This window comes from Kribbella sp. NBC_01484, assembly GCF_036227145.1.
In the GTDB taxonomy this organism is placed as follows: Bacteria; Actinomycetota; Actinomycetes; order Propionibacteriales; family Kribbellaceae; genus Kribbella.
This window is the reverse complement of record NZ_CP109437.1, coordinates 7,440,899-7,466,723: the sequence shown is the minus strand read 5'-3', so window position 1 is coordinate 7,466,723 and position 25,825 is coordinate 7,440,899. Positions and strand designations below refer to the sequence as shown.

Below are 25,825 nucleotides of genomic sequence, written 5' to 3'. Positions count from 1 at the left end.
GTCAAACGCTCCGCAGCACCGACACGACGATCCCGAGGATGACCGCGTTGTCCCCGTCGATGACGTCGTACGCGGGGTTGCGCGGCTCCAGGTACACGTGGCCGTTGCGGCGGCGGTAGACCTTGACGGTCGCCTCGTCGTCGATCATCGCGGCGACGATCTGGCCCGAGTACGCCTCGGACTGCTGCCGGACCACGACGATGTCGCCGTCGCAGATCGCGGCGTCGATCATCGACTCGCCCCGGACCCGCAGGCCGAACACGTTCCCGCGGCCGGTCAGTCCGCGGGGCAGTTGCAGTACGTCGTCCACGTGCTCGACGGCGGAGATCGGCGTACCGGCCGCGATGTCACCGATCACCGGCACCGGCACCGAGTCCTCGGACTCCCGGGCGGTCGGCTCCGGCAGGAACATCCGGACGTCGATCGGCCGCGAGACCGACGGGCTCCGGCGCAGGAAACCCTTGTCCTCCAGGCTGGCCAGGTGCTTCGACACCGACGACGAGGACCGCAGTCCGACCGCGTCACCGATCTGCCGGCTGCTCGGCGGGTACCCGTACCGCGTCACCCAGTCCCGGATCACCACCAGGATGCGCTGCTGCCGCTCGGGGAGCGCGGCGGTGTCGAGGTCCCCGAACAGATCGAGATCAGTCACCACGAGATCCTAGAGCGACCCACCCCAAGGACCTCCGCCCGACCCGCCGCACCGGATCGGCAACATCCGCGGATCGGCTCCGACGTCGCCCCCGAGAGCGTGCAGAGGGCGCGCCGAGGAGGTTGTCATGAACGTCGGACGCGCACGCTGGGCGGTGACCACGGTGTTCTTCGTGAACGGATGCCTGGTGTCCAGCTACCTGTCCCGGATCCCGTCGATCAAGGTCGAGCATCAGCTGACCGAGAGCCAACTCGGCATCGTGCTCACGCTGTTCGGTGCGGCGGCGCTGGTGTCGATGCAGTTCGTGGGCGGTCTGGTCGCCCGAGTGGGCAGCCGGCGCCTGATCACGATCGCGCTCGCGGTCCTTCCTTTGCTGCTGGTCGCCGTCGGCTTGGCACGCAGCGTCGTACAACTCGGCCTTGCGGTGCTGGTGATGGGATTCGTGCACGGTGCGGTCGATGTGGCCATGAACGCCCACGCGGTCGCGGTCGAGCGGCTCCGCGGCCGGCCGATCATGAGTGGTTGCCACGCGGCGTGGAGCGTGAGTGCGGTGCTGACCTCGCTTCTGAGTGCCGTGGCGATCCGTGCGGACGTCGACCTCGGCAATCAGTTCGTGGTCGTGGCTGCCGTGCTGCTCGTGGTGGGACAGGTCGTCACGCGCGGGTTGCTCCCGCCCGCGGCCGACCAGACCGATCGCGTGACGCGATCCGGGTGGACGGTGGGCTGGACCCGGCCGGTGCTGATCTTCGGCGCGATGGGCTTCGTGGTGATGATCGGCGAGGCGGCTGTGATCAGCTGGAGTGGCGTGTTGCTGCACGAGTCGCGCGGCGCGGACCTCGCGACGGCCGGCCTGGCGTTCACCGCCTTCACCGCGTTCCAGGCCGTCGGCCGCTTGATCGGCGATCGGTTGACCGAGCGGTACGGCGCCGCCGCACTGTTCCGGACCTGCGCACTGGTGGCCGTGATCGGGCTGACCGTAGTCGTCGCCGTACCGCTGTGGCGGGTGTCGATCGCCGGCTTCGCGCTGGTCGGGCTCGGCGGATCGGTTCTGCTCCCGTTGGTCTTCAGCGCGGTTGGTCGCACCGGCGGGGTCGAGGCCGCGACCGCGGTGTCCCGGCTCACCACCTTCACGTACGCCGGAGTCCTGATCGGACCGGCGATCGTCGGCTGGTTCGCGGCGGCGGTCGGGTTGGTCTGGACGTTCACCGGGCTGCTGCCGCTGCTCGTCGGCGTGGCGGCGAACAGCCGGTTGCTGTCGGCGCGGCCGGCTATGCGGCAGGTTCCTGCAACGCCCATGACTTCGGGAGAGCAGAGCCGCAGCTAGCCAGACGTTGCGGCCTAAGATCGGGCGGATGAACGGTCCGCCGGAAACTGTCCTGGAAGCGTTCGGCCTGTCCGGCAGCGCCGTACTCCTGCCCGGTGGCCAGGGGGACACGTGGCGTTGCGGGGCTGTCGTGCTGAAGCGTGCGGGGTTGCCGGCGGAGGCCGAGTGGCGGGCCGCCGTGCTGGATCAGCTGCCGGAGTCGACCGCGTTCCGGGTGGCTCGGCCGGTGCGGAGTGCGAGTGGCGCGTGGGTCGCGTTCGGCTGGGAGGCCTCGGAGCTGCTGGCCGGTGCCACGGACGTGAGCCGGCAGGACGAGGTGCTGACGGCCGGTGTCGCCTTCCACGAGACGGTTGCGGGATTGCCGCGCCCGGACTTCGTCGATACGCGGGACGATCCCTGGTCGGACGGCGATCGGGTCGCCTGGGACGAGCGGTCGATCGGCGGGAGTCCGGCGTACGTCGAGTTGGTGTCGCCGCTCGTCGCGGCGCGTCGGCCGGTCGACCTCGTGGCGCAGGCGGTGCACGGGGATCTGCCGGGGAACGTGATGTTCGCCGACGGGTTGCCGCCGGCGATCATCGACTGGCCGGTGTACTGGCGCCCACCCGCATGGGCGTCGGCCGTCGCGGTGGCCGACGCCCTGTGCTGGTACGACGCCGAACCGGAGCTGGCGGCGCGGTGGTCAGAGTTGCCGGAGTGGGGGCAGATGCTGGTGCGGGCGCTGATCTATCGGATGGCGACCGACGAGCTCGCCCACGGCCCGGAGGTCTGGACGCGTGATCGTCGGGCGGTCTATGAACCGGTGATCGAGCTGGCCCTCTCGTACGTGGGCTGACCTGAGTGCGCGACCGGTCTGCGGGCGATCGCCACGGGCGATCAAGATCATCGGGAACAATCGCTTTTCGTGATGGTGTGCGGCTTCTACGGTCGGAGACATGACTTCCGAGACGCTCTATCCGATCAACGGCGCGGAGATCTGTGCGGAGACGTTCGGTGATGCCGCCGATCCGGCGGTCCTGCTGATCCACGGCGGTTCGGCCTCGATGCTCTGGTGGGACAGCGAGTTGTGCGGGAAGCTCGCGGTCCGCGGGCGGTATGTGATCCGCTACGACCAGCGTGACACCGGGCGATCGACGTCGTACCCCGTCGGCCGGCCGCCGTACTCGATGCGGGACCTGGCCGCGGATGCGATCGGCCTGCTGGATGCCTTGGGCATCGATCGTGCGCACGTGGTCGGGCAGTCGATGTCCGGCGGCACGGCGCTCACGCTCGGTGTCGACTACCCGTCGCGGGTTGCGTCGGTGACCTTCGTGTCGACGAGCACGGGCGCGGACGGCCTGCCGCCTCCGTCGCTGCCGCACCTGGAGCGGCCCGACTTCGACGACCCGGCCGCGGTCGAGGAGTACGTCGTACGGTCGATCGAGGCCGAGTCAGCCGGGTACTTCGACGAGGCCGCGGCGCGTGATCTCGTCCGTCGCGACATGGCGCGAGCCCGGGACTATGAGGCGTCGCTGACGAACCACTACGCGATGGCATTCGACGGACCCGTGAACGGTGGGTTCGCTGACCTCTCGATGCCGGTGCTGGTGGTGCACGGCTCGGTGGATCCGGTCTTTCCGCCGGCGCACGGGGAGACTCTGCGCGCGGCCGTTCCCGATGGTCGCCTGGTCGTTCTCGAGGGTGCGGGGCACGGGGTTCCACCCGAGCTGTGGGATGTCCTTGCCGACGCCCTCAGCGAGCACACCGCGAGCCGGTGATGCGCTTCGCGGTGTGGGTGCCGCTGTTCGACGAACTGGCGGATCCACTGACGGTTGCGCGATTGGCGGCCGCCGCGGAGGACGCCGGGTGGGACGGGATGTTCGTGTGGGACCAGCTGGGGTGGCGGGCGCCGGTCACCGCTGTCGCCGATCCGTGGATCGTGCCGGCCGCCGTGGCCGCGTCGACCGAACGGCTGCGGATCGGGCCGATGGTGACACCGGTCGCCCGCCGGCGCCCGGTCAAACTGTTGTGCGAGGCAACAACGCTGGATCGGCTGTCCGGTGGACGTCTGAAGCTCGGTGTCGGTCTGGGGAGCGATCGGTTCGCGGGCGAGTTCTCCCGCTCGGGGGAGGAGGTCGACGATCGCGTCCGCGCCGGGCAACTCGACGAGTCCCTCGAGATCCTGAAGGCCGGCTGGACCGGTGAACCTGTCTGTCACCATGGCAAGCACTACACCGTCGACTCGGTGCGCTTCCTGCCACGGCCCGTGGCGGGCCGGATCCCGATCTGGGTGGCAGGCTTCCCCGGGAATGCGAGGCCGCTGCGCCGGACTGTCCGCCACGACGGTTTCTTCCCGGTCAACCTGACCTCGCCGAACCAGTTGGACGATGTCGTGGCGACCGTGCAGTCCCTGCGCGGATCCCTCACCGGGTATGACATCACCGTCGCCGTGTCACCGTCGACCGACGTACGCCCGTACGCGACCGCCGGCGCAACGTGGTGCCTGACCGACTTCGACCCGGCCACCCTGCGGCCGGCCGACGTACGCGCGGTGATCGACGCCGGACCGGCGCGCTGAGGCCGGGCTTCTTCCTGCGACGCCCGTTCGGGTGTGTAATCGGAGGAATGTGGGTTCCGCGCAGGCGGGATCGTCCACGGGAGGACGCATGGCGAGTGTCAGCGAACACACCGGGGTAACTGAACGCACCGGTCCGGTCGCCGTCGGGCCGGCTCGGCGGCCGCTCGGGGTGGTGATCGGACGGTTGCTGTCGACGACCGATCACAAGGTGATCGGCCAGTTGTACCTGATCACCTCGTTCGCCTTCTTCCTCGTCGGCGGAATCATGGCGCTGATCATCCGCGCCGAGCTCGCCGAACCTGGGCTGCAGATCGTGAACGAAGAGGTCTACAACCAGCTCTTCACCATGCACGGCACGATCATGCTGCTGCTGTTCGCGACCCCGCTGTTCGTCGGCTTCGCCAACGTGATCATGCCGGTGCAGATCGGCGCGCCGGACGTGGCGTTCCCGCGGCTGAACATGTTCAGTTACTGGCTGTTCCTGTTCGGCGGGTTGATCACGCTGTCCTCGTTCCTGACTCCGGGTGGCGCGGCCGACTTCGGCTGGACGGCGTACTCGCCGCTCTCGAACGTTGTGCGCTCGCCGAGTGTCGGTGGCGACCTGTGGATCATGGGTCTGTGGATGGCCGGTCTCGGCACCATCCTCGGTGGCGTCAACTTCATCACCACGATCATCACGATGCGGGCGCCCGGTATGACGATGTTCCGGATGCCGATCTTCTGCTGGAACATCCTGGTCACGTCGATCCTCGTCCTGATCGCGTTCCCGATCCTGGCCGCGGCCCTGCTGGTGCTGGAGGCGGATCGGCGGCTGGGGGCGCATGTGTTCGATGCGGCGAACGGTGGTGCGTTGTTGTGGCAGCACCTGTTCTGGTTCTTCGGGCATCCCGAGGTGTACATCATCGCGCTGCCGTTCTTCGGCATCATCACCGAGGTCCTGCCGGTGTTCAGCCGCAAGCCGGTCTTCGGCTACATCGGCCTGGTCGCGGCGACGATTTCGATCGGCGCGCTCTCGATCGCGGTGTGGGCGCACCACATGTTCGTGACCGGTGGCGTGAATCTGCCGTTCTTCTCGTTCATGACGTTCTTGATAGCGGTCCCGACCGGGGTGAAGTTCTTCAACTGGATCGGCACGATGTGGGGCGGATCGGTGTCGCTGGACACGCCGATGCTGTGGTCGCTCGGCTTCCTGGTGACGTTCCTGCTGGGCGGTCTGACCGGCATCATCCTGGCCTCGCCCGTGCTCGACTACCAGCTGAACGACTCGTACTTCGTGGTCGCGCACTTCCACTACGTCGTGTTCGGCACCGTCGTGTTCGCGATGTTCGCCGGGTTCTACTTCTGGTGGCCGAAGATGACCGGGCGGATGCTCGACGAACGCCTCGGCAAGGTGCACTTCTGGCTGCTGTTCATCGGCTTCCACACCACGTTCCTGGTGCAGCACTGGCTCGGTGTCGAGGGCATGCCCCGGCGCTACGCGTCGTACGGCGCGCACGAGGGCTTCACCACGCTGAACCAGGTGTCCAGCGTCGGCGCCTTCATCCTCGGCCTCTCGACGCTGCCGTTCTTCTACAACGTCTACAAGTCCCGCCGGAACCCGCTCGTGGGCGTCAACGACCCGTGGGGCTGGGGCCGTTCGCTGGAGTGGGCGACCAGTTGCCCACCCCCACGCCACAACTTCGACCGCCTGCCCCGAATCCGCTCCGACAGCCCCGCCTTCGACGCCAACCACCCAGAACTGGTCACCACCACCCCCGCCCAGAACCTCCTGACCCCAGACGACTAACCCCGCGCACGCCAAGCCCGACAGCCGCGCGGGTGTTGCTCGTGGCTGCGCCGGCGCGAGTTCCTTCGGGCAGCACGCTCCCGGGCGCTCCCGCGCGCGTGACCGCCGCCACCGGAGCCGTCCCCCTCCCGCGCTCAGCCATCAACCCACGGGGAAGGACGCGTGGCCCCACCTCCCGCGTGCACCTTCAGGCAGCGGGCGTTCAGCATCAGCGACCACAGCGGCCGGGTGCTGTGCGCGCGCAAGCTTCCCGGGATGTGCGGGGAGGGCTAGGGGAGTTGGTTGCGGAGGGTGGTGAGGAGAGCGGCGGTTTGGTGGGGTGGAGGGCTGGTGGCGGCTAGGAGGTCCAGGGCCTGGGTGTAGGTCTCGACGTCGTCGCGTTTGTCGAGGTAGAGGGCGCTGGTGAGGTGCTCGAGGTAGACGATGTCGGGGAGGTCGTGCTGGGGGAAGCGGAGGAGGGTGAAGGCTCCTCCGGTGGCGGCGTGGCCGGCGCTGTCCAGCGGGATGATTTGCAGAGTGACGTTGGGGTGGGCGACGGCCTCGCTGAGCGCGTCGAGTTGGTTGCGGAGGACGTCGGGACCGCCGATCGGGCGGTGCAGGACGGACTCCTCGATCACGGCCCAGAGCTTGAGCGGCGGCTCGCGGTCCAGCGCGCGTTGCCGCCTGGTGCGGAGAGCGACGATGCGCTCCACCTCGTCGTCGGCTCGCGCGTTACCCGGCGTCAGCCGTGCCACCGCGCGCGCGTAGTCAGCGGTCTGTAGCAATCCCGGCACGAACTGGATCTCGTAGGTCCGGATCAGCTCAGCAGCCGCCTCCAGCCCGAGGTAGGCATCGAACCAGTCCGGCGTGACATCGCCGTACCGATGCCACCAGCCGCGATCGTTCGCCTCACGCGCCAGTTGGAGCAGCCGATCCCGCTCGCGCGCATCGGTCACGCCGTACAGGCTGAGCAGGTCCTCGACGTCGCGCTCCTTGAAGCCGACCCGCCCGAGCTCCAGCCGGCTGATCTTCGACTCCGACCCGCGGATCGCCCAGCCGGCGTCCGTCCGGCTCACCCCGGCGCGCTCCCGCAGCCGCCGCAGATGACTGCCCAGCATCATCCGCAACGCCGTCGGCCCCACCACGCCCTGCCCCGCCATGCGCCCAGTCTACAGCATTATCGAACATATGTTCCCCTGCGTTCGAAAGCCGGATCACCCCATCCGAGTCCCCACCGGCAGCGAATTCCGCAAGGCTCAGGAACAGCCGGCAACACCTCCACCGACGTGACGTCCAGCCTGCTGGTACGCCGGGATGTGCCCGCCCGCGTCAGTCAGCTGGCGCCGAGTCAGCGGGACCCCGACCTCGGCCGCCGCCTGAGGCGCTCTCACCACCAGCGGCGGCAACTCCTGCATGCCACCCCGGCCTGCAGATGGGGGTGGGTTAGTCGCGGAGGTATTCGGCTCGCCAGCGGTTGATGGTGGGGTCTACCGGGCTGGGGGATCGCGACAGCTGGATCAGGTGGAGGTCGGGGGTGGTGAAGGAGTCGATGGCGGCGCGGGTGAGGGGCCAGGGCGGCCCCTCGACGGCCTCGTCGGCCTCGTCGTCAGCACGGGCGGCGGCGATGACGAGGAGGGTGCCGCCGGGGGCGACGAGCTCGGTGACCTGGATGATGGCGGCCGGCTGGACCGGGATCGGGAGGGCTTGGACCGTGTAGATCTCGACGACCAGGTCGAAGGCGCGGTGCCAGTCGGCGGGTGGTGCGAGGAGGTCGGCGGTCATGTAGTGCGCCTTCGAGTCCGGGTGGTTCCGGTGCGCGGTCGCGATCGCGGTGGGGGAGATGTCGAAGGCGGTCGTGTCGTAGCCGCAGTCGACGATCCGCTCCGCGTCCCAGCCCGTCCCGGCCCCGACGACCAGCGCGGTCTTCCCGGCCCCGTCCGGGTCCGCTTCGTCGATCCACTCGATCAGCAGCGGATGCGCCGTACCGCGATCCCAAGGTACGACGGCGGCGCCGTCCGCCGCGGCCGAGTAGAGCTGCTCGAACCAGCCGGTCGGGTCGTCGCGGTCCAGCGACTCCCGGGCGATCCGTCGCGATACGACATCGGGGTCCTCAGCCATCGGACGCACCTTCCTCCTCGACGCCGGGGCCGACGTGGATCGCCCGGACGGTTTGCACCGTATCAACGTCGGAAGGTCGTTTGTCCTCGCGATATCGCAGCACTCGGGCGAACCGCAACGCCATCCCGGCCGGGTACCGCGGCGAGGTCTGCACTCCGTCGAAGGCGATCTCGACCACCACCTCCGGCCGCAGGTACACGACCCAGTCGTCGCGCCGCACCGCCAGCTCCTGGAACCGCTCGGTCTGCCACCGCAGCAGCTCGTCCGTCAGCCCCTTGAACGTCTTCCCGAGCATCACGAACTCGCCGGTCTCCTCGTCCCGCGCTCCCAGGTGCAGGTTGGACAACCATCCGGTACGACGCCCGTGCCCCCACTCCGCCGCGAGCACGAGCAGGTCGAGCGTGTGCGTCTGCTTGACCTTCACCCACCCGGATCCGCGCCGGCCCGCCTCATACGGCACGGTCAACGACTTCACCATCACGCCCTCATGGCCCCGCCGCACCGCATCCACGAAGAACGACTGCCCGGCATCCGCATCGGAGGTCACCAGCCGCGGAATCCGCCGCTCCTCGGGCACGAGCTTCGACAACCGCTCATGCCGAGCGGCTCCGTCGAGCCCGAGCAGGTCCTCCCCGTCCTGATGCAGGATGTCGAAGAAGTACGGCGTCAACGGCACCGATTCCGGTCCGGTCGCCGCACGAGTCGCCGTCCGCGATCCCGTCACCTGAAACGGCTCGGGTCGCCCGTCCGGCCGCAGCGCGATCAGCTCACCGTCGAGCACGACCTGCTGCGCATCGAGCTCGAGTACTGCGCTGACCACCTCAGGCACCCGAGTCGTGATGTCGTCGAGCGTCCGCGTGTAGACCACGACCTTGTCGCCGTCGCGGTGCGCCTGGATCCGGATGCCGTCCAGCTTCCACTCGAGGGCGGCCGGCGTGCCCGTCTTGGACAAGGCCTCGGCGACGCTGGTCGCGGACTGGGCGAGCATCGGCTGCACACCGCGCCCGACCTCCAGCCCGAACTGCGCCAGCCCCGCCTCACCCTCGGTCAGTACGGCGACGGCCACCGGAGCCGCCGCACCCCGCAGCATCGTGGCGGCCCGGATCTTGTCCAACGGGATCCCGGTGGCGCGCGCGACGGCGTCAGCCATCACCCCGTCCAGCGCGCCCTGCCGCAGTTCACCACCCACGAGTTGCCGCAGGAACCACTGCTCATCGGCGGTCGCCCGGCCGAACAACGCGTCGATCGCCTCCCGCCGCCGGGCCTGCACCCCCGCGCCGCCCATCTCGGCCAGCTCCGCGAAGGCCCGGTCGACCTCCTCGACGGTCAACGACGGCTCCGCGGCGGGCTCCGGCGCGTCGGCCAGCGTCCGCCAGCCCACGCCGGTCCGACGCTGGCGGAGCTCACCGGACAGGTACGTCACGACGATCTCGGTGTCGTCCGGTTCGGTGGCCTTCGACAACAATCCGGCGATGAACTCGGCCTTCTTCAGGCGCGACCGCGTCCCGGCCAGCGCGGCCGACGTCTCCACCACCTCGGTCAGCAACATGATCCCAGTCTCACCCATCCTGCCGACACTTTCCGGAGACGACTTTCGTCACCGACCGGAGTGACGCGGGCTCAGGGAGCAGGCGGGAGGTCGTCGAGGAAGTCCGACGGTGGCGTGAAGAAGAGAGTGCCGGTGACCGCGGTCGAGAAGTCGAGCAGGCGGTCGTGGTTGCCCTCGGGCTCGCCGATGAACATCCGGCGCAGCATCAGCTCGATCACCGACGGAGTCTTGGCGTACCCGATGAAGTAGGTGCCGAACTCCTGGGTCCCGACGGTGCCGAACGGCATGTTGTCGCGCACGATCTGCAGCTCGTTGCCGTCCTCGTCCTCGATCACGTTCAGCGCGATGTGGGCGTTGCTCGGCTTGACGTCGTCGGCCATCTCGATATCCTCGAGCTTGCTCCGGCCGACCGCACGTTCCTGCTGCTCGACAGTCAGCGCGTTCCACGCCTTCAGGTCGTGCAGGTACTTCTGCACGATCACATAGCTGCCGCCCGCGAAGCCGGGGTCCTCGTCGCCGATCAGTACGGCGTCCTGTGCCTCGGAGCCGGTCGGGTTCTCGGTGCCGTCGACGAATCCGAGCAGATCGCGCATCTCGAAGTACTTGAAGCCGTGCACCTCGTCGACGACCGTGGCGGCGCCGTCGAGGACGTTCATGATCTGGCTGGCGAGCTCGAAGCACTGGTCCTGGTGGGCGGCGCGGATGTGGAAGAGCAGGTCGCCCGGTGTGGAGACAGCGTGGTGCGTGCGGCCCTTCAGCTCGATGAACGGGTGCAGCTCGGCCGGGCGCGGGCCGCTGAACAAGCGGTCCCACACGTCCGACCCGATGCTGGTGACGCAGGACAGGCTGCCGGACGGCACCCGGAAGCCGACGGAGCGGACCAGACCGCTCATCCGCTCGAGCAGGTCGCGGGCCGTCGCCTCGCCGCCCGGGTCGATCGTCACGACCAAGAAGATCGCCGAACCCGTCAACGGCATCAGAACCGACTGCGGCAGCGCCCGCGTCGACGCGGGCGGTCCAGGTGTCGGATCAGTCACCACCGTGCTCTCCCTCCACTCACGCTTGCCCTGATCTTCTAGAGTCCAGTCATGGACCCGCAAGAACCCGGGCCGCCCTCACAACCGGGCCCATACTCGCAGCCGGGGCAGTACCCACCGCCCCCACCCCACCCAGAAGGCGGCTACCCGCCCCCGGGTCCATACCCCGCGCCCGGGACTTACCCACCGCCGGGCACTTACCCACCGCCCGGCACCTACCCACCGCCAGGTCCGTACCCGCGGCAATGGGGTGCGCCGCCGCCGTACCCCGGTCAGTTCGCCTCCCGCGAGCCCCGGATCGTCCCGGCGCCGGCGGGTACGCCGTTCCACCGCCTGGCCCGAACGGCGAAGAACGCGTGGTGGCGCCCGATCCTCGGCACCCTCTTCCTCGGCGCCGGCGTCCTGTTCATCACCGCGGGCGTCCTGGTCGGCTGGGAGATCGTCCACGGCCTGATCACCGGCGAGTTCTCCCAGCCGCAGGGCAACAACATCTTCCCGAGTGACACCGAGAACCTCGCCGTCACGTTGGTGATGCTCGGCGTGCTCACGCCGTTGGTGATGTTCACCGCCTGGCTGGTCCAGCGCCGCCCGTTCTGGAGCGTCGCGTCCGTCGTGAATCGGATCCGCTGGCGCTGGTTGCTGTTGTGCTGTGTGCCCGCGCTGGGCTACCTCGCGCTGTCGTACGGCCTCGGCCTGCTGGTCGACGCGATCTTCCCCGGTCAGGATTCGGCCACCGCCGGCGACGGCGGGTCCTGGGTCGGCTTCGGTGCGTTCGTCGTACCGGCGCTGGTGATCATCTGCCTGGTGCCGTTCCAGTCCGCGGCGGAGGAGTTTCTCTTCCGTGGGTGGTTGATCCAGGCGGTCGGCGCCTACGGGCCGGACCAGAAGGAAGGCCGCGGCCGGTGGGTCCGGGCGGTGTTCCGCTCGCCGTGGCCCGGGATCGTGGTCGCCGGCGCGGCGTTCGTGGCCGGGCACGGGTACACCGGCTGGGCGATGGTCGACATCTTCCTGTTCGCGCTCACCGTCGGCTGGCTGGCCGTCCGGACCGGCGGACTGGAGGCGGGCATCGCGCTGCACGTGCTGAACAATCTGCTCGCATTCTTGTTGCCAGCGGCAATTGGTCAGCTGTCCGGCTGGGACGATCAGGGCGGCGCGCCGTGGACGCTGCTGCTCTCGGACATCCCCAGCCTGGCGTTCTACGCCGCGGCCGTGGTCTGGCTCTCGCGGCGCCGGGAGATCGCGCGGCTCAGCAGCTGAAAATCAGGCGAGGACTGTCGGCGGTGTCTGGCAGGGTATCCGCGTGACGAACGCGAAGATCGAAGCCGTCCTGTTCGACTGGGGCGGCACGCTGGCAACCTGGCACACGATTGACCTGCTGGCCGCCTGGCGCCCGGTGGCGGCGCTGCTCGACGAGGCCCGGGCCGACGAGCTGGCCGCCCGGCTCGTGACCGCGGAGAACGCCGTCTGGCGGCGCTCCCGGGACGAGCACCGCAGCGGCACCTTCGAGGAGGTGTGCCTGCTCGCCGACACCGTGATGACACCGGCCGCCCTGGCGGAGTACGAGCGGCAGTGGGACCCGCACACCGAGCTCGAGCCGGACGCCATCGACACGCTCCGCGCGATCCGGGCCGAGGGGCTGAAGGTCGGCGTGCTGTCGAACACGATCTGGTCGCGCCGGCGGCACGAGGACATCTTCGCGCGGGACGGCGTGCTCGAGCTGCTCGACGGCGCCGTCTACACCAGCGAGATCCCGTACACGAAGCCGCACCCGGAGGCGTTCCTGGCCGCGATGCGGGCGGTCGGGGTGTCGGAGCCGTCGCGGTGCCTGTTCGTCGGGGACCGGCTCTTCGACGACGTGTGGGGCGCGCAGAACGTCGGCATGCGTGCGGCGCACGTCCCGCACAGCGCGATCCCGGTGGAGCAGGTCGGCCACACCGAGGGCACGCCCGACGCCACGGTCCAGCGCCTGTCCGAGCTCCCGTCCCTGATCGACAGCTGGAACACGGCCGCCGCCTGACAGACGAGAAGAACCCCGAGCCGGGTGGTCGGCTCGGGGTCCTTCGAGGGGTTTCGGGTGGGGTGTTACGCGGCCAGCGTCGGATCTGCCAGCAGGCGGAGGCGGCCCAGGGCCTCACGCTCGATCTGGCGGACGCGCTCGGCGGAGATGCCGTGCACCGCGCCGATGTCGGCGAGCTTGGCCTGGCGGCCGTCGTGCAGGCCGTACCGGCGCCGGATCACGTCCGCCGACCGCGGGTCGAGCTGGTCGACCAGGCTGAACAGGCCCGAGCGGTCCGACGCGTCGGCGACCAGCTGGTCCGGGCCCGGCGCGGTCTCGGCCGCGATCAGGTCACCCAGCGAGGTCTCACCCTCGTCGTCGATCGGGTTGTCCAGGCTGATGTGGTCCCGGCCGATACGGATCAGTTCCGTGACCCGCTCCACGTCCAGGTCCAGCTCCGCCGCGATCTCGTCAAGCTCCGGCTCCCGCCCGAGCTTGCGCTCCAGCGTGCGCCGCGCCGAGCCGATCTGGTTCAGCTGCTCCACCACGTGCACCGGCAGCCGGACCACACGGGCCTGCTGCGCGATACCGCGGGTGATCGCCTGCCGCACCCACCAGGTCGCGTACGTCGAGAACTTGAATCCCTTGCGGTAGTCGAACTTCTCCACCGCCCGGATCAGCCCCGTGTTGCCCTCCTGGACCAGGTCCAGCAGCGGCATCTGGGAACGTCCGTAGCGGCGCGCGATAGAAACCACCAGCCGGAGGTTTGCGGTCACGAACCGCTGCTGCGCGCGCTGGCCCTCTTCGGCCAGCCACTCCAGCTCGTCCTCCGTCGCATATTTGGGCGCTCCGCCCTTCTTGCGTCCAACCCGCCCCTCGGCCAGCAGTTGCTCCGCCAGGAGTCCTGCCTCGACCGTCTCAGCGAGCTCGACTTCTTCCTCTGCGGTGAGCAGGGGCGTACGCGCGATCTCTTCGAGGTAGAGACCAACGCTGTCCTTGCCGTCGATACCGTCGTCCGTGCTGCGGACACGAGCCATGCGAGCCACCGAAACTCCCTTCGTCGTTACATGGAGAGCAACGCTCGAGTGAGGTTCAAGATTCCAGGACCAGTGTGTAAACAGCCTGAACGTTCCCTGAGAGTTCCCGGCAGCGATCCGCGCCGGAAACCGGTGTCCAGGAACCTCCCGGAACCGCTGCCCGGACGGGTTTGCGCCGGGCATCCCGAATTCCCGTGACAACCAAGGGAATTCGGTACCGCCTGTCCAGTGGCACACCGGCCACCGAACCTGAGAATCTCGTCAGAATCAGACGCTCCAGTGCCCCCCGATGTGTTGCACAACACACGGGGGGCCGGAGAAATTCCGCTCGGGTCAGGCCAGGCCGAGCGTGTCGAGCTCCCAGGCGAGCGTGAAGGCCACCTCGTGCCAGGCGTCGTACCGGCCGCTGCGGCCGCCATGCCCGGCTTCCATCTCGGTTTTCAGCAGGACGTCGACCTCGCCGGTCGCGGTCGCCCGGAGTTTCGCCACCCACTTCGCGGGCTCGACGAAGAACACCCGGGTGTCGTTCAGGCTGGTGATCGCCAGGATGCGCGGATACCCCTGCGCGCTGACGTTTTCGTACGGCGAGTAGGACTTCATGTACTCGTAGACGGCCTTGTCCTCGAGCGGATTACCCCATTCCTCCCACTCGATCACGGTCAACGGCAGCGACGGGTCGAGGATCGTGGTCAGCGCGTCCACGAACGGCACCTCCGCGACGATCCCACCGAACGCCTTCGGCGCCAGATTCGCCACTGCGCCCATCAGCAGACCGCCGGCGCTGCCACCCTGCGCGACGATCCGCTCCGGCCGGGTCCAGCCGGCCGCGACCAGGTGCTCCGCGGCGGCGATGAAGTCGGTGAAGGTGTTGCGCTTGGTCAGCATCTTCCCGTCGTCGTACCAATGCCGGCCCAGCTCACCCCCGCCGCGGACATGCGCGATCGCGAACACCACGCCGCGGTCCAGCAGCGACAGCCGCGGGATCGAGAACCACGGATCCATGGAGCTCTCGTACGACCCGTAGCCGTAGAGCACGACGGGCGCGTTGCCGTCCTTCACGACGTCCTTGCGCGCGACGATCGAGATCGGCACCTTCGTCCCGTCCGGCGCGGTCGCCCACTCCCGGTACTGCAGGTACTCGCCGAGGTCCACGCCACCGAGCACAGGCTGCTGCTTCAGCAGCCGACGCTCCCCGGTCGCGACATCCACGTCGTACGTCGAACCCGGCGTGACCAGCGACGTGTAGCCGAACCGGTACCGGGTCTCGTGCCACTCGTCGTTGCGTCCGGGGGAGACGGTGTGGATCGGCTCGTCGAACTCGAGCACCTCCGGAGTGCCGAAGCCCTCGGACGTACGGCGCATGATCGCCAGCTCGGTCAGCGCGTCGCGACGGCGGTACAGAACGACGTGGTCGGCGAAGGCGTCCGTGGCGAGCAGGCGGCTGGACTTGTCGCCCTGGATCAGCGTCGTCCAGTCGCCCGGGGAGTCGAGTGGAGCCGTGGCCAGCGAGAAGTTGGCGGCGTCCGCGTTGTGCGTGATCAGGAGCTGGTCGCCGGCGTGCTCGACGTCGTACTCGACGCCCTCCCGGCGCGGGGCGACCACGACCGGCTGACCGGCGGGGTCGCCGGCGTCGAGCAGCCAGACCTCGCTGGTGAGCTTGCTGCCGAGGGCGATCTGGATCGCCTGCTCGTTGCGGCTCAGGTCGACGCCGACCCAGAACCGCTCGTCCGGCTCCTCCATCACCAGGACCTCGTCGGTGCTGCCGAGGGCGTGCCGCCAGACCTGGTACGGCCGCCAGGCGTCGTCGACCTTGGTGTAGAAGATCGTCGAACCGTCGGCGGACCAGGCCGAGCCGTAGTGCACCTCGGGCAGTTCGTCCGGCAGCAGCTCGCCGGTGCTCAGGTCCTTGATCCGCACGGTGAAGCGCTCGTCGCCCTTGAGGTCGACGGAGTACGCGAGCAGGCGACCGTCGGGGGAGATGTCGACGGTGCCGAGCGAGAAGAACTCCGAGTCGCCGGCCACCTCGTTGCCGTCGAGCATCACCTCTTCGCCGGCGATGTCGCCGTCGGTGGCCGGCGGCTGGTCGCCGTCCACCTTGACCCGGCAGTGCAGGGCGTACTGCTTGCCCTCGATCGTGCGCGAGTAGTACCAGTAGTCGCCACGCCGGTTCGGCACGCTCAGGTCGGTCTGCAGGGTGCGGTCCGAGATCTCCTTGTAGATTGCCCCACGCAACGATTCGAGATGCGCCGTGCGGGCCTCGGTGTAGGAGTTCTCGGCGCGCAGGTGCCCCAGCACCTCGTCGTCGGTCTTGTCCCGCAACCACTCGTACTCGTCGACGAACACGTCACCATGATGGCGTCGCTCGACCGGCTTCCGGGCGGCAACCGGGGCCTTCGGGGAAGAATTCAACTCGGACATGCCGCGAGACTACCTGTCGCCCGCGCCGCGGCTAAGCGCGCAATCGTGCCGTCACACTGGACAGAGCGGTGGTCACCGCCCGGCGTGATTCGTCGGTGTGGTCCAGGACGTCGAAGCCATGGCGACCTTCGGGAACCTCGACCACCTCGAGCTCGGCTCCTGCCTCCCGCGCCGCCTCGATGAACGGCGGTTGCGTGGGAGCGACATCGGCAAGCTCCCGGCCCACCACGGTCATCACGATCGGCAACCCACCGGCACCGGCGACCGCCTCGATCGGATGCAGGCCGCGGATCGTGACGAGGTCTGAGTCACCTAGCACCGGATAGGTCAGCGCCACGCACCGCAGCCACTCGGGCGGGTGCTGCAGGTACGTCGCAGCCAGTGGCGCACTGCCGGAGAAGAACCACAGCCCGACCCGGTTGCCGTTCACCCGCGGATGGGTTCGGACGGCCGAGATCGCGGCGCTCAGGGCAGCGGTGGACCGGTCGTCGTCCGGCAGTCCATCGGGACTGTGGTCGACGACCGTCGCCACGCAGCCAAGGTCGGCCAGCTGACTCCCGTATCCCTGGTAGATCGGCCACGCACTCGGCACTGGCCGGCCCTCGGCGGTGTAGGGCACACCGTGGACCAGGATCACCGCCGGAGCCTGCTCGGATGCCACAGGGAGGTACAGCTCGAATCCCTCGTGCCGCGTGCGCTGCACGTCCGGTGTGGGCAGCACGAACGCAGGCTGGGAGTCAGGCATGCCGCCCACGGTATTCGCGCCCAGTGTCAGAGCCGGTGGAGCGTCAGACCTACACGTCGTACGTCGCGACGACTGGGGCGTGGTCGCTCCAGCGGGCGGCGTAGGTCGAGGCGCGGTGGACGACGCAAGTCGTGGCTGCGGTGGCGAGGGCGGGGGAGGCGATCTGGTAGTCGATGCGCCAGCCGGCGTCGTTGTCGAAGGCCTTGCCGCGCCAGGACCACCAGGAGTACGGGCCTGGGCCCTCGCCACCGAAGCGGCGGCCGAGGTCGACCCAGCCGGCGTCGAACAAACGATCCATCCAGGCCCGCTCCTCGGGCAGGAAGCCGCTCTTCTTCCGGTTCGCCTTCCAGGCCTTCAGGTCGACCTCGCGGTGGGCGATGTTCAGGTCGCCGCACATCAGCACGTGCCGCCCGTCGGCGCGCAGCTCGGTCAACCGGGCGGTGATCGCCTCCAGGAACGCGTACTTCTCCTCCTGCCGCGGCGGCGTCTCGAACTCGCCCGTGAACACGTACGTGCTCACGGCGGTCAGCGTCGTACCGTCATCGAGGACCACGTCGGCCTCGACCCACCGCCCGCACCCGGCGAACCGCGACGGCCCGATCTCGCCTCGCTCGTCCTTGATCGGCCGCCGGCTCGCCACCGCGACCCCCGCGCGGCCCTTGTGCCCGTCGATCGACGGCTCGGCATGCGCGATGTTCCAGTCCCCGCCGAGCAGTTCCCGCAGTACGTCGTCCGTCGCCCGGACTTCCTGCATCAGCAACAGGTCGGGGTCCGTCTGCTCCAGCCACGCCCCCATCCCGCGCCGGAACGCGGCCCTGACCCCATTCACATTCACCGTGGCAACCGTCAGCACGGCAAAACCCTAACGCCCGGCCTGAGATCTGACCGGTGTGGTGCAGCTCGACAGGACGTATATGCCGGGCCCCCGGCCCGGCCGGCCTGTTTCACGCCTGACCGACCAGCCGCCGCCTCCTCAGTGGAGGCATACGTCCTGTCGATCTGCACCACCCCGGTCAGCCCCATCACGGAGTCCGCTCAGTCGGTGGTCGTGGTGAGGAGCGCGTCGAGGGAGTGCTCGCAGAGGTGCTCGAGGGCCTCGGCGGAGATCGTCGGGTGGTCGATCCAGGTGAGCAGGATCTGCTCGACGTACCCCTGCCAGCCGTGACAGGCGAGCTCGACGGTCGGGGTGATCTCGATGCCACGCTCGGCGACGGCGCTGATCACCCATCGGCCGAAGACCTGCCGGATCTCGGAATGCAACGCCCGTACGTCGGGATCGCCGGCGGCTGACATCAGGAGGGTCGCGCGGTAGAGCTGGGGTGCCTCGAGGACGGCGCGGACGAACGCACGAATGCCGGAGCGCAGCCGCTCGTCCGGGGGAAGGGACGGATCCGGAGCGGTGCGGAGCATGACCTCCGCGGCCGCCTCTTCGATCACGGCGTACTGGAACTTCTTCTTTGACCCGAAGTAGTGGAACAGCAGGGCGGGGGAGACCTTGGCCTCGGCGGCGACGAGCTCGACGGTCAGCTCCCGGTGCGGATCCGCGAGCAGCACGCGGCGGGCGGCCGCCAGGATCTGCGCCCGCCGTTCGTCGGGCCGCAGCCGGGCAGACGAGGTCTGGGTCATACCGGCAGTTTATTGAGTAAGTGGTCAACAAGCACTTATTGTTGAGTATCCACTCAACAAGCTGGAGGTTCAGATGCGCCCGTTGACCGGTCAAGTCGTCCTCGTCACCGGCGCCTCCCGGGGGATCGGGGCCGCGGTCGCGCGGAAGCTGGCCCGCGAGGGCGCCACGCTTGCCCTGGTCGGCCTGGAGCCGGACGAGCTGAAGAAAGTCGCGGAGGACTGCGGCCCGGACGCCGGCTGGTGGGAGGCCGATGTCACCGACACCGAGTCCCTGCGGGCCGCGGTGGAGGCCGTGGCCGAGCGCTACGGACGGATCGACGTGGTGATGGCGAACGCCGGGATCGCCGCGCCGGGGTTCAGCCGGAGCATGGACCCGAAGATGTGGGAACGCGTCCTCGACGTCGACCTGTACGGCGTCTGGCGCACCGTCCACCTGACCCTGCCGTATCTGCTGGAGAGTAAGGGCTACCTCCTGCTGGTCTCGTCCCTGGCGGCGATCGTGCACATGCCCGGGCTCGCGGCGTACAACGTGGCGAAGGCCGGCGTGGAGGCGATGGGGGACACCCTGCGGCCCGAGCTGAAGCATCTCGGGGTCCGGGTCGGCGTCGCGCACATGACGTTCGTCGACACCGACATGGTGCGGGGAGTGGACGACCACCCGGTGTTCGGCAAGGTGCGGACCGGCATCCCGCTGGCGAGCAAGGTGTATCCGCTGGACTTCGCCGTGGACAAGTTCGTCGACGGCATCCGGAAACGCTCGCGGACCGTGCACGTGCCTGGTTGGATCGGGGCCATGAAGGTGTTCCGCTGGCTGCTTCCGCACGTGATCGAACTGGGCTCGCGATTCAGCGTGCCGAAGGCCGACCGGGCTGCACTCGCCGACATCCGGGCCCGCGGGGCCGCCGAGTCGTCTCGCGCCACGGGCGCCGGCGGCAGGGCCGACGCGGAGAAGGCCGCGAACAAGTGAGCCGCGCGTACGACGTCGTGCTGCTCGGGGCGAGCGGCTTCACCGGAGCCCTCACCGCGGAGTACCTGGCGAGGAACGCACCGGTCGACCTCAACTGGGCCGTTGCCGGACGCAACCAGAAGAAGCTGGAGGTGTTCGGCAAGGATGTCCTGTACGCGGACGTCACCGACCCGAAGTCCCTCCGGGCCCTGGCGGAGTCGACCAAGGTCGTGGCCACCACAGTCGGTCCTTACATCTATTACGGCGAACCAGTGGTGGCGGCCTGTGCGGAGGCCGGGACGGACTATCTCGACCTGACCGGTGAGCCCGAGTTCGTCGACCGCATGTACGTCCGCTACCACGAGCGCGCCGTCCAGACCGGCGCGCGGATCGTCCACGCGTGCGGCTTCGACTCGATCCCGTACGACCTGGGCGTCCAGTACACCGTCGAGCAACTGCCCGAGCGTGTCCCGCTCAAGGTCGACGGACTGCTCCGGGCCGGCGGCCGACCGTCCGGCGGCACCTTCCACACCGCGATCACCGCGTTCTCCCGGCCGAAGCAGAACGTCGACGCCCACCGCGCCCGTCGCCGGGCCGAACCTCGCCCGGACGGTCGCAAGGCCGGCGCGGTCACCGGCCGGATCCACCGTCAGCAAGGCTTCTGGGCCGTCCCGCTGCCGACGATCGATCCGCAGATCGTCGGCTACTCGGCGCGGCTGCTGGACAGTTACGGCCCCGACTTCCGCTACTCGCACTACGCGGCGATGAGGCGGCTCCCGATGGTTGCCAGCGGCATCGGTACCGTCGGCTTCCTGGTGGCGGCCGCCCAGGTGCCGCCGCTGCGAAACGCGTTGCTGAACCGGCTGAAGCCCGGCGATGGCCCGAGCCCAGAGCGCCGCGCGAAGTCCTGGTTCAACGTCCGTTTTGTCGGCCGCGGTGGCGGCAAGCAGGTGATCACCGAGGTCGCCGGCGGCGATCCCGGGTACGACGAGACCGCGAAGATGCTCGGTGAGAGCGCCCTCTGCCTGGCCTTGGACGACCTGCCGCCGACGGCCGGCCAGACCACGACAGCGGCGGCCATGGGCCCGGCCCTGCGCAACCGTCTCGTCGCAGCGGGGATGACCTTTGCCACCCTCAGCACGGACGATTACTGAGCGGGATCGCCGTCCACGAGATCGCGAAGATGGTCAGGGGTGCCCCGGAACGATCCCGGACTTGTGCCCGGTTGGTACGGGAACACCCCCGCCAGGTGGCAGGCTGGGGGACATGAGGACGCTTCTCAATCTGATCTGGCTGGTGCTGGCCGGGTTCTGGCTGGCGGTCGGTTACGCGATCGCCGGCATCATCTGCTGTGTGCTGATCGTGACGATCCCGTTCGGCATCGCCGCGTTCCGGATCGCCGGGTACACGCTGTGGCCGTTCGGCCGGACGATGGTCGACAAGCCGGGTGCCGGCGCGGGCGCGCTGCTCGGCAACGTGATCTGGATCGTCTTCGCCGGCTGGTGGCTGGCGCTCGGCCACCTCACTACCGGGATCGCGCTGTGCCTGACGATCATCGGCATCCCGCTCGGTGTGGCGAACTTCAAGCTGATCCCGATCTCGCTGGTCCCGCTCGGCAAGGAGATCGTGCCGACCGACCAGCCCTTCGCCGCCCGGTGAGGTCGCTCACCGTCCTCGGCTCGTGCGGCGCCTGGCCCGAGGCCGGCCGTGCGTGCGCCGGCTTCCTGCTCGAATACGACGGCTTTCGCGTGGTCCTCGACCTCGGGTACGCCGCCCTCCCGCGACTGCTCGAGCACCGTCCGAAGGGCGAGGTCGACGCGGTCGTGGTCACGCACCAGCACCCGGACCACTGCGTCGACGTAAGTGCGCTGGCCCGGGTCAGGTACTACGAGGCACCGGACGCACCGCCGATCCCGCTGCACTGCACCCCGGGCGTCCTCGACGTACTGCGAGCCCTCGAGCCGATCCCGGATCCGGCCACCGTCTTCGAGTTCCACGACCTCGCGACCACCGAGCAACTCGGGCCGTTCACTGTCGAGACCGTCGAGTTGCCGCACTACAAGACCAACTTCGGTGTGCGGTTGTCCGCGCCGGGTGTGTCGGTCGCCTACAGCGGCGACAGCGGTCCGTCCCCTGACCTCCGGAAGCTGGCCGAAGGAACGGACCTGTTCATCTCCGACGCGACCCTGCAAGGTCCGTCACCCGAGACGACGCCGCGCTACCTGATGACAGCTGGTGAGGCCGGTCGTGGTGCGCGTGGCGCGCGGCGGCTGCTGTTGACGCATTTCTGGCCGGGCTCGGACCGGACGGTGTCGGTGGCCGAGGCGGAGCAGGAGTTCGACGGCGTGGTCATCGCGGCGGACGAGGGCCTGACCATCACGTTGTGAGAGCGGCCACCGAGCAGCCCGGCCACACCGGAACCCTCTGTGGCCGGGCTGCCGCTCACTTCGCGCGGGCCACGATCTTGCGAACGTTGGCGATGTCGCCGCAGCCGGAGTCGATCAGTCGCGCCCGCTCCTCGGCGAACGCGTCGCCCAGATTCCGCCGTACCTGCTCGGAGACATCCGTCCGCGCCGGGTTGAGAACGTCGCGTTCCTCCTCGTCGAGGTGGTGGGTCAGCGCCTCGGACAACTCGTGGAGCTGCTTGCTGAACTCCTCGCTGTCCGTATCCTCGATCTCCATCAGGTCGAGCAGCGCCTCGTTGCCCTCGTCGTGCTCGTGCTCGGAGTGTTCGACCTCCTCCGCGTCGATCGCATCCTTCGTCCGCAGCGCCGGATAGACCTTCGTCTCCTCGGCCTCCGCATGGGCGATCAGCACGGTCGCCAGATCGGCGAGGACAGCCTCCCGGTCGCTCTGGACGTCACGCAGTTCGCGCAGCGCCTCCTCGAACCACCGGTGGTCCGCGAGGATGATCTCGACCACGTCGCCGCCGGTCGCGGGCAGGATCTTCGGCATCCGTTCCTCCCTTCGTCGAGCCCTCCGGTACCCGGTTAGTCTGCAGTCATGCCGACTGCCCTGGTCCGACGCCCCAGCCCGCGTCTCGCCGACGGACTCGTCACACACATCGAACGGACCCCGGTCGACGCCGAGCTCGCCGTACGGCAATGGCAGGGGTACGTCGGCGCGCTCGAGGCGACCGGGTGGACGACGGTCGAGGTGCCGGCGATCGACGAATGCCCCGACGGTGTGTTCATCGAGGACACCATGGTCGTGTACGGCGCCCTCGCGGTGATCGCACGGTCCGGAGCCGACCAGCGCCGGCCAGAGGCTGCCGCCGCGGAGGAGACGGTCGCGGGCCAGGGGTACCGCATCACGCGCATCACCGGGCCAGGGACGCTCGACGGCGGCGACATCCTGAAGATCGGCTCGACCGTGTACGCCGGGCTCGGCGGGCGGACCAATGACGAAGGCATCCGGCAGTTGCGGGAGGCGCTGGAACCGCTCGGGGCCGACGTACGCGCGGTGCCGGTGCGGAAGGTGCTGCACCTGAAGTCGGCGGTGACCGCACTGCCCGACGGGACCGTGATCGGCTACGAGCCACTCGTCGACGACCAGGCGGCGTTCGACAGCTTCTGTCCGGTCCCTGAGGAAGCGGGGGCGCACATCGTCCTGCTGGGGGAGGACCGGCTGTTGATGGCGGCCTCCGCGCCGAAGACCGCGGCGCTGTTCGCGGAGCTCGGCTACACGCCGGTCGTCGTGGACATCAGCGAGTTCGAGAAGCTCGAGGGCTGTGTCACGTGCTTGTCGGTGCGCCTTCGGCGTTGAGCAACGGCAGGGCCGCCTCAGCCGCCTGCAGGTCCCGCTTCTTGCCACGCGCCTTGGCGACGTCGCACGCCTCCACCAGTGCGGTGCGATAAACCGCGGTGTCCGCGTGGGTCGGGCCGAGTGCGGCCGCGGCGCCACCGACCGCGTGCGCGAGCATCTCGATCGACGCCGCGATCTCCCCACCGGAGAGGAGCGCGCGCCCCAGGGCCGCGCGGTCGCGGAGCAGTTGAGGGTCGTGCTGATCCAGGTCCAGCGTGTCGACGGCGACGATGTCCTGCAGGAGTTGCGCCTCGGAGTGCGGTCCGCCAACCATCAGGCGGGCTCCGGTGACGGCCTCGGTCGCCGTCCGGGTCAGATCGTGATTCGGCCCGAACACGTCCACCAGTTGCGGTGTCACGAGCTCGAACCACGCGATCGCCCGTCCGTAGTTCCCGGTCGCCAGCAGGCCCTGCGCCACCCGCAGCCGGACCCGAAGTGTCGCCGGGTCGTCCGCGGCGAGCACCTTCTCCCGCTCGACCAACGCGGATTGATAGAAGGGCAACGCCTGCCCGGCCTCGCGCTCGTGCCAGTACACCTCGGCCTGCTTGTACGCCGGATCGCCGTCGAGCTCCGGGTGATCGGTGAGCGCCGACACCGGCTCACGCCGTACGACGGTCTGGATCGGCCGGTCGATCACCTTCCGGCCGATGTAGCTGCGGCCGCCGGTCGGGATGATCCGGTACCGGGCGACCTTCGACACCGGGACCCACAGGATCGTGCTGTAAAGCGTGCGTACCGAGGATCCGCAGCTCTCGCAGACGTCCCGGTGGCCGTAGAACCGGCTCCCCATCGGGCCGGCCGTCACGGCCGCGCGCCACGCGATCGACGACGACGCGCACGCGCCACAGAACGGGTAAACCCCCCGCCGTTCCTCATTCACTCGACCTATTCTGGTCGCTTTCGGGCTCGTCGTCTTCCTCTTGCAACCCGATGGTGACCTTTGACAGGGCCGGGTCGTCGGTGGCGAACGTCCGCACCGGTCCCGGCGGGGTGTCCGCGGTCTCGAAGCGGACCGTGACGCGGCCGCGTCCGGAGCCCCACACCCAGCCGTGGCCGTAGTCGGGATGGGCGACGTCCTGGCCCGGGAAGAACCCGATCTGGTCGCGCGGGCGCTCCGGCAGCTCGACCACCTCGACCGGGGCCTCGGCGTACTCGCTCTCGGTGAAGAGGTCGTCCTGGATCCAGTCGGCCAGCGACGACACACCCACCCCGAGCAGCCGGATGCCGCCGCCGATCTCGCTGTCGTCGAGCAACCGGCGGGCGACCCGGGCGATCACGCGGGCATCGTCGGTCGGGCCGGCCAGCGTGGACGAGCGGGTGTGGGTGGTGAAGTCGTGCATGCGGGTCTTCACCGTGACCGTCCGGCCGGAGAGCTGCGCCTTCTGCAGTCGCTCGGAGACGCGGTGGGCCATCCGGTCGCCGATCGCGGCCAGCAGCGAGCGGTCGATGATGTCGGTCTCGAAGGTGTCCTCGACACTGACCGACTTGGTCTCCCGGTCGCTCACCACCGGGCGATCGTCGGCCGCGATCGCGAGCCGGTACAGGCTCGAGCCGTGCGCGGATCCGACCTGACGGATCAGCTCGTCCTCGTCGAGCTGCTGCAGGTCGGCGACCGTGCGGACGCCGGCCATGCTCAGCCGCTGGGCGGTCGCCGGACCGACACCGGGAATCACGGTGACCTGCATCGGCGCGAGGAACTCGGCCTCTGTCCCGGCCGGCACGACGACCACACCGTCCGGCTTGTCGAGATCGCTGGCGATCTTCGCGATCAGCTTCGACGTGCCCGCGCCGACCGACGCGGTGAGTCCGCCGCTGACCTTCCGGATCGCCGCCTTGAGATCGTTCGAGATCGCCTGCACGTCGTCGACCGTGAGCCCGGTCAGGCCGGACGCCGCCAGGTCGATGAACGCCTCGTCCAGCGACAGCGGCTCGACCAGCGGCGACAGCGCCCGCATCTCCGCCATCACCGCTCGGCTGGACTGCCGGTACACCTCGAACCGCGGCCCCAGGTACGCCGCGTGCGGACAGCGGGACCGCGCCTCCGCGGTCGACATCGCGGACCGGACGCCGTACTTGCGGGCCTCGTACGACGCGGTCGACACGACACCGCGGACGCCGACACCGCCGACCACGACGGGCTTGCCCCGCAGCGACGGCTTGTCCCGCTGCTCCACGGCCGCGAAGAACGCGTCCAGATCGACATGCAGCACCGACGGATCCCCACGCACGACCCAAGTGTCCCTGCTATGACCGA

25 protein-coding genes are annotated in these 25,825 nt (G+C 69.3%); 12 read left to right on the top strand and 13 right to left on the bottom strand.

Annotation, left to right across the window (positions count from 1 at the left end):
- Position 1 precedes the first annotated feature (1 nt).
- Positions 2 to 652: a transcriptional repressor LexA gene (gene lexA, locus OG555_RS36035; protein WP_329477407.1), complete on the bottom strand. Its 651-nt coding sequence runs from the start codon at positions 650 to 652 to the stop codon at positions 2 to 4.
- Between the two features lie 127 nt (positions 653 to 779).
- On the opposite strand from lexA, the gene OG555_RS36030 reads away from it, so the two are divergent.
- The 5 genes from OG555_RS36030 (at position 780) to ctaD (ending at position 6,316) form a co-directional block, all read left to right on the top strand.
- Entirely contained in the window at positions 780 to 1,976 is a 1,197-nt protein-coding gene (locus OG555_RS36030; RefSeq protein ID WP_329477405.1) for an MFS transporter, read from the top strand.
- 28 nt (positions 1,977 to 2,004) lie between these two features.
- Positions 2,005 to 2,808: a TIGR02569 family protein gene (locus tag OG555_RS36025; RefSeq protein ID WP_329477403.1), complete on the top strand. Its 804-nt coding sequence runs from the start codon at positions 2,005 to 2,007 to the stop codon at positions 2,806 to 2,808.
- Positions 2,809 to 2,908: 100 nt separating this feature from the next.
- Positions 2,909 to 3,730 (top strand): alpha/beta fold hydrolase, encoded by an 822-nt coding sequence (locus tag OG555_RS36020; RefSeq protein WP_329477401.1) that lies wholly within the window; start codon positions 2,909 to 2,911, stop codon positions 3,728 to 3,730.
- Complete coding sequence (locus OG555_RS36015) at positions 3,730 to 4,530, top strand: LLM class flavin-dependent oxidoreductase (protein ID WP_329477399.1); 801 nt, start codon at positions 3,730 to 3,732, stop codon at positions 4,528 to 4,530. Before OG555_RS36020 ends, OG555_RS36015 begins: the two co-directional genes overlap by 1 nt.
- Before the next feature lie 88 nt (positions 4,531 to 4,618).
- Positions 4,619 to 6,316, top strand: coding sequence for an aa3-type cytochrome oxidase subunit I (gene ctaD, locus OG555_RS36010; RefSeq protein WP_329477397.1), 1,698 nt, complete (start codon positions 4,619 to 4,621; stop codon positions 6,314 to 6,316).
- A gap of 269 nt (positions 6,317 to 6,585) precedes the next feature.
- Here ctaD and OG555_RS36005 read toward each other — a convergent pair whose 3' ends face one another.
- From OG555_RS36005 to OG555_RS35990, 4 genes are all read right to left on the bottom strand, one after another.
- On the bottom strand, positions 6,586 to 7,455 hold the full coding sequence (locus tag OG555_RS36005; protein ID WP_328520949.1) for a helix-turn-helix domain-containing protein: 870 nt from the start codon (positions 7,453 to 7,455) through the stop codon (positions 6,586 to 6,588).
- Positions 7,456 to 7,738: 283 nt separating this feature from the next.
- Complete coding sequence (locus OG555_RS36000; RefSeq protein ID WP_329477395.1) at positions 7,739 to 8,413, bottom strand: class I SAM-dependent methyltransferase; 675 nt, start codon at positions 8,411 to 8,413, stop codon at positions 7,739 to 7,741.
- Positions 8,406 to 9,980: an ATP-dependent DNA ligase gene (locus tag OG555_RS35995; protein WP_329477393.1), complete on the bottom strand. Its 1,575-nt coding sequence runs from the start codon at positions 9,978 to 9,980 to the stop codon at positions 8,406 to 8,408. The genes OG555_RS36000 and OG555_RS35995 overlap by 8 nt, the downstream gene beginning before the upstream one ends.
- Before the next feature lie 53 nt (positions 9,981 to 10,033).
- Positions 10,034 to 11,002, bottom strand: coding sequence for a Dyp-type peroxidase (locus OG555_RS35990; protein ID WP_329477391.1), 969 nt, complete (start codon positions 11,000 to 11,002; stop codon positions 10,034 to 10,036).
- 48 nt (positions 11,003 to 11,050) lie between these two features.
- Here OG555_RS35990 and OG555_RS35985 point away from each other — a divergent pair, with 48 nt between their 5' ends.
- Positions 11,051 to 12,256, top strand: a complete 1,206-nt coding sequence (locus OG555_RS35985) for a CPBP family intramembrane glutamic endopeptidase (protein ID WP_329477389.1) — start codon at positions 11,051 to 11,053, stop codon at positions 12,254 to 12,256.
- A 43-nt stretch (positions 12,257 to 12,299) separates the two neighbouring features.
- A complete protein-coding gene (locus OG555_RS35980; RefSeq protein WP_329477387.1) occupies positions 12,300 to 13,016 on the top strand; it encodes an HAD family hydrolase in 717 nt (238 codons plus the stop codon).
- A gap of 65 nt (positions 13,017 to 13,081) precedes the next feature.
- On the opposite strand, the gene OG555_RS35975 is transcribed toward OG555_RS35980, so the two are convergent.
- From OG555_RS35975 to OG555_RS35955, 5 genes are all read right to left on the bottom strand, one after another.
- Complete coding sequence (locus tag OG555_RS35975) at positions 13,082 to 14,041, bottom strand: sigma-70 family RNA polymerase sigma factor (protein WP_328520942.1); 960 nt, start codon at positions 14,039 to 14,041, stop codon at positions 13,082 to 13,084.
- Positions 14,042 to 14,365: 324 nt separating this feature from the next.
- Complete coding sequence (locus OG555_RS35970; RefSeq protein ID WP_329477385.1) at positions 14,366 to 16,450, bottom strand: S9 family peptidase; 2,085 nt, start codon at positions 16,448 to 16,450, stop codon at positions 14,366 to 14,368.
- 31 nt (positions 16,451 to 16,481) lie between these two features.
- The gene (locus OG555_RS35965; protein ID WP_329477383.1) at positions 16,482 to 17,195 is read right to left on the bottom strand and encodes an alpha/beta hydrolase family protein; all 714 of its coding nucleotides are present in this window, start codon (positions 17,193 to 17,195) and stop codon (positions 16,482 to 16,484) included.
- 49 nt (positions 17,196 to 17,244) lie between these two features.
- The gene (locus OG555_RS35960; RefSeq protein WP_329477381.1) at positions 17,245 to 18,048 is read right to left on the bottom strand and encodes an exodeoxyribonuclease III; all 804 of its coding nucleotides are present in this window, start codon (positions 18,046 to 18,048) and stop codon (positions 17,245 to 17,247) included.
- 182 nt (positions 18,049 to 18,230) lie between these two features.
- Positions 18,231 to 18,821, bottom strand: coding sequence for a TetR/AcrR family transcriptional regulator (locus tag OG555_RS35955; protein ID WP_329477379.1), 591 nt, complete (start codon positions 18,819 to 18,821; stop codon positions 18,231 to 18,233).
- 73 nt (positions 18,822 to 18,894) lie between these two features.
- Here OG555_RS35955 and OG555_RS35950 point away from each other — a divergent pair, with 73 nt between their 5' ends.
- The 4 genes from OG555_RS35950 to OG555_RS35935 all read left to right on the top strand — a co-directional run bounded on the left by OG555_RS35950 (position 18,895) and on the right by OG555_RS35935 (position 22,154).
- On the top strand, positions 18,895 to 19,788 hold the full coding sequence (locus OG555_RS35950) for an SDR family oxidoreductase (protein WP_329477378.1): 894 nt from the start codon (positions 18,895 to 18,897) through the stop codon (positions 19,786 to 19,788).
- The gene (locus tag OG555_RS35945; protein ID WP_329477377.1) at positions 19,785 to 20,921 is read left to right on the top strand and encodes a saccharopine dehydrogenase family protein; all 1,137 of its coding nucleotides are present in this window, start codon (positions 19,785 to 19,787) and stop codon (positions 20,919 to 20,921) included. Before OG555_RS35950 ends, OG555_RS35945 begins: the two co-directional genes overlap by 4 nt.
- 112 nt (positions 20,922 to 21,033) lie before the next feature.
- On the top strand, positions 21,034 to 21,426 hold the full coding sequence (locus tag OG555_RS35940; protein ID WP_329477375.1) for a YccF domain-containing protein: 393 nt from the start codon (positions 21,034 to 21,036) through the stop codon (positions 21,424 to 21,426).
- Positions 21,423 to 22,154 (top strand): MBL fold metallo-hydrolase, encoded by a 732-nt coding sequence (locus OG555_RS35935; RefSeq protein ID WP_329477373.1) that lies wholly within the window; start codon positions 21,423 to 21,425, stop codon positions 22,152 to 22,154. The genes OG555_RS35940 and OG555_RS35935 overlap by 4 nt, the downstream gene beginning before the upstream one ends.
- Before the next feature lie 55 nt (positions 22,155 to 22,209).
- Here OG555_RS35935 and OG555_RS35930 read toward each other — a convergent pair whose 3' ends face one another.
- Positions 22,210 to 22,722: a hemerythrin domain-containing protein gene (locus tag OG555_RS35930; protein WP_329477371.1), complete on the bottom strand. Its 513-nt coding sequence runs from the start codon at positions 22,720 to 22,722 to the stop codon at positions 22,210 to 22,212.
- Positions 22,723 to 22,770: 48 nt separating this feature from the next.
- Between OG555_RS35930 and ddaH the strand changes: the two genes are divergently transcribed.
- Positions 22,771 to 23,532, top strand: a complete 762-nt coding sequence (gene ddaH, locus OG555_RS35925) for a dimethylargininase (protein ID WP_329477369.1) — start codon at positions 22,771 to 22,773, stop codon at positions 23,530 to 23,532.
- Here the strand turns inward: ddaH and OG555_RS35920 are convergent.
- Both OG555_RS35920 and OG555_RS35915 read right to left on the bottom strand, forming a co-directional pair.
- Positions 23,501 to 24,451, bottom strand: coding sequence for a tetratricopeptide repeat protein (locus tag OG555_RS35920; RefSeq protein ID WP_329477367.1), 951 nt, complete (start codon positions 24,449 to 24,451; stop codon positions 23,501 to 23,503). The two genes, ddaH and OG555_RS35920, sit on opposite strands and share 32 nt — an antisense overlap.
- Positions 24,444 to 25,799 (bottom strand): DNA polymerase IV, encoded by a 1,356-nt coding sequence (locus tag OG555_RS35915; protein ID WP_329477365.1) that lies wholly within the window; start codon positions 25,797 to 25,799, stop codon positions 24,444 to 24,446. The genes OG555_RS35920 and OG555_RS35915 overlap by 8 nt, the downstream gene beginning before the upstream one ends.
- Positions 25,800 to 25,825: the final 26 nt, after the last annotated feature.

Coding starts and splice junctions, on each gene's coding strand:
- OG555_RS36025 (WP_329477403.1), top strand. CDS start 2,005: ATGAACGGTCCGCCGGAAACTGTCCTGGAAGCGTTCGGCCTGTCCGGC.
- OG555_RS36020 (WP_329477401.1), top strand. CDS start 2,909: ATGACTTCCGAGACGCTCTATCCGATCAACGGCGCGGAGATCTGTGCG.
- OG555_RS36030 (WP_329477405.1), top strand. CDS start 780: ATGAACGTCGGACGCGCACGCTGGGCGGTGACCACGGTGTTCTTCGTG.
- OG555_RS35995 (WP_329477393.1), bottom strand. CDS start 9,980: ATGGGTGAGACTGGGATCATGTTGCTGACCGAGGTGGTGGAGACGTCG.
- OG555_RS35965 (WP_329477383.1), bottom strand. CDS start 17,195: ATGCCTGACTCCCAGCCTGCGTTCGTGCTGCCCACACCGGACGTGCAG.
- OG555_RS35930 (WP_329477371.1), bottom strand. CDS start 22,722: ATGCCGAAGATCCTGCCCGCGACCGGCGGCGACGTGGTCGAGATCATC.
- OG555_RS35940 (WP_329477375.1), top strand. CDS start 21,034: ATGAGGACGCTTCTCAATCTGATCTGGCTGGTGCTGGCCGGGTTCTGG.
- OG555_RS35955 (WP_329477379.1), bottom strand. CDS start 18,821: ATGACCCAGACCTCGTCTGCCCGGCTGCGGCCCGACGAACGGCGGGCG.
- OG555_RS36015 (WP_329477399.1), top strand. CDS start 3,730: ATGCGCTTCGCGGTGTGGGTGCCGCTGTTCGACGAACTGGCGGATCCA.
- OG555_RS36005 (WP_328520949.1), bottom strand. CDS start 7,455: ATGGCGGGGCAGGGCGTGGTGGGGCCGACGGCGTTGCGGATGATGCTG.
- OG555_RS35985 (WP_329477389.1), top strand. CDS start 11,051: ATGGACCCGCAAGAACCCGGGCCGCCCTCACAACCGGGCCCATACTCG.
- OG555_RS36000 (WP_329477395.1), bottom strand. CDS start 8,413: ATGGCTGAGGACCCCGATGTCGTATCGCGACGGATCGCCCGGGAGTCG.
- ddaH (WP_329477369.1), top strand. CDS start 22,771: ATGCCGACTGCCCTGGTCCGACGCCCCAGCCCGCGTCTCGCCGACGGA.
- ctaD (WP_329477397.1), top strand. CDS start 4,619: ATGGCGAGTGTCAGCGAACACACCGGGGTAACTGAACGCACCGGTCCG.
- OG555_RS35970 (WP_329477385.1), bottom strand. CDS start 16,450: ATGTCCGAGTTGAATTCTTCCCCGAAGGCCCCGGTTGCCGCCCGGAAG.
- OG555_RS35950 (WP_329477378.1), top strand. CDS start 18,895: ATGCGCCCGTTGACCGGTCAAGTCGTCCTCGTCACCGGCGCCTCCCGG.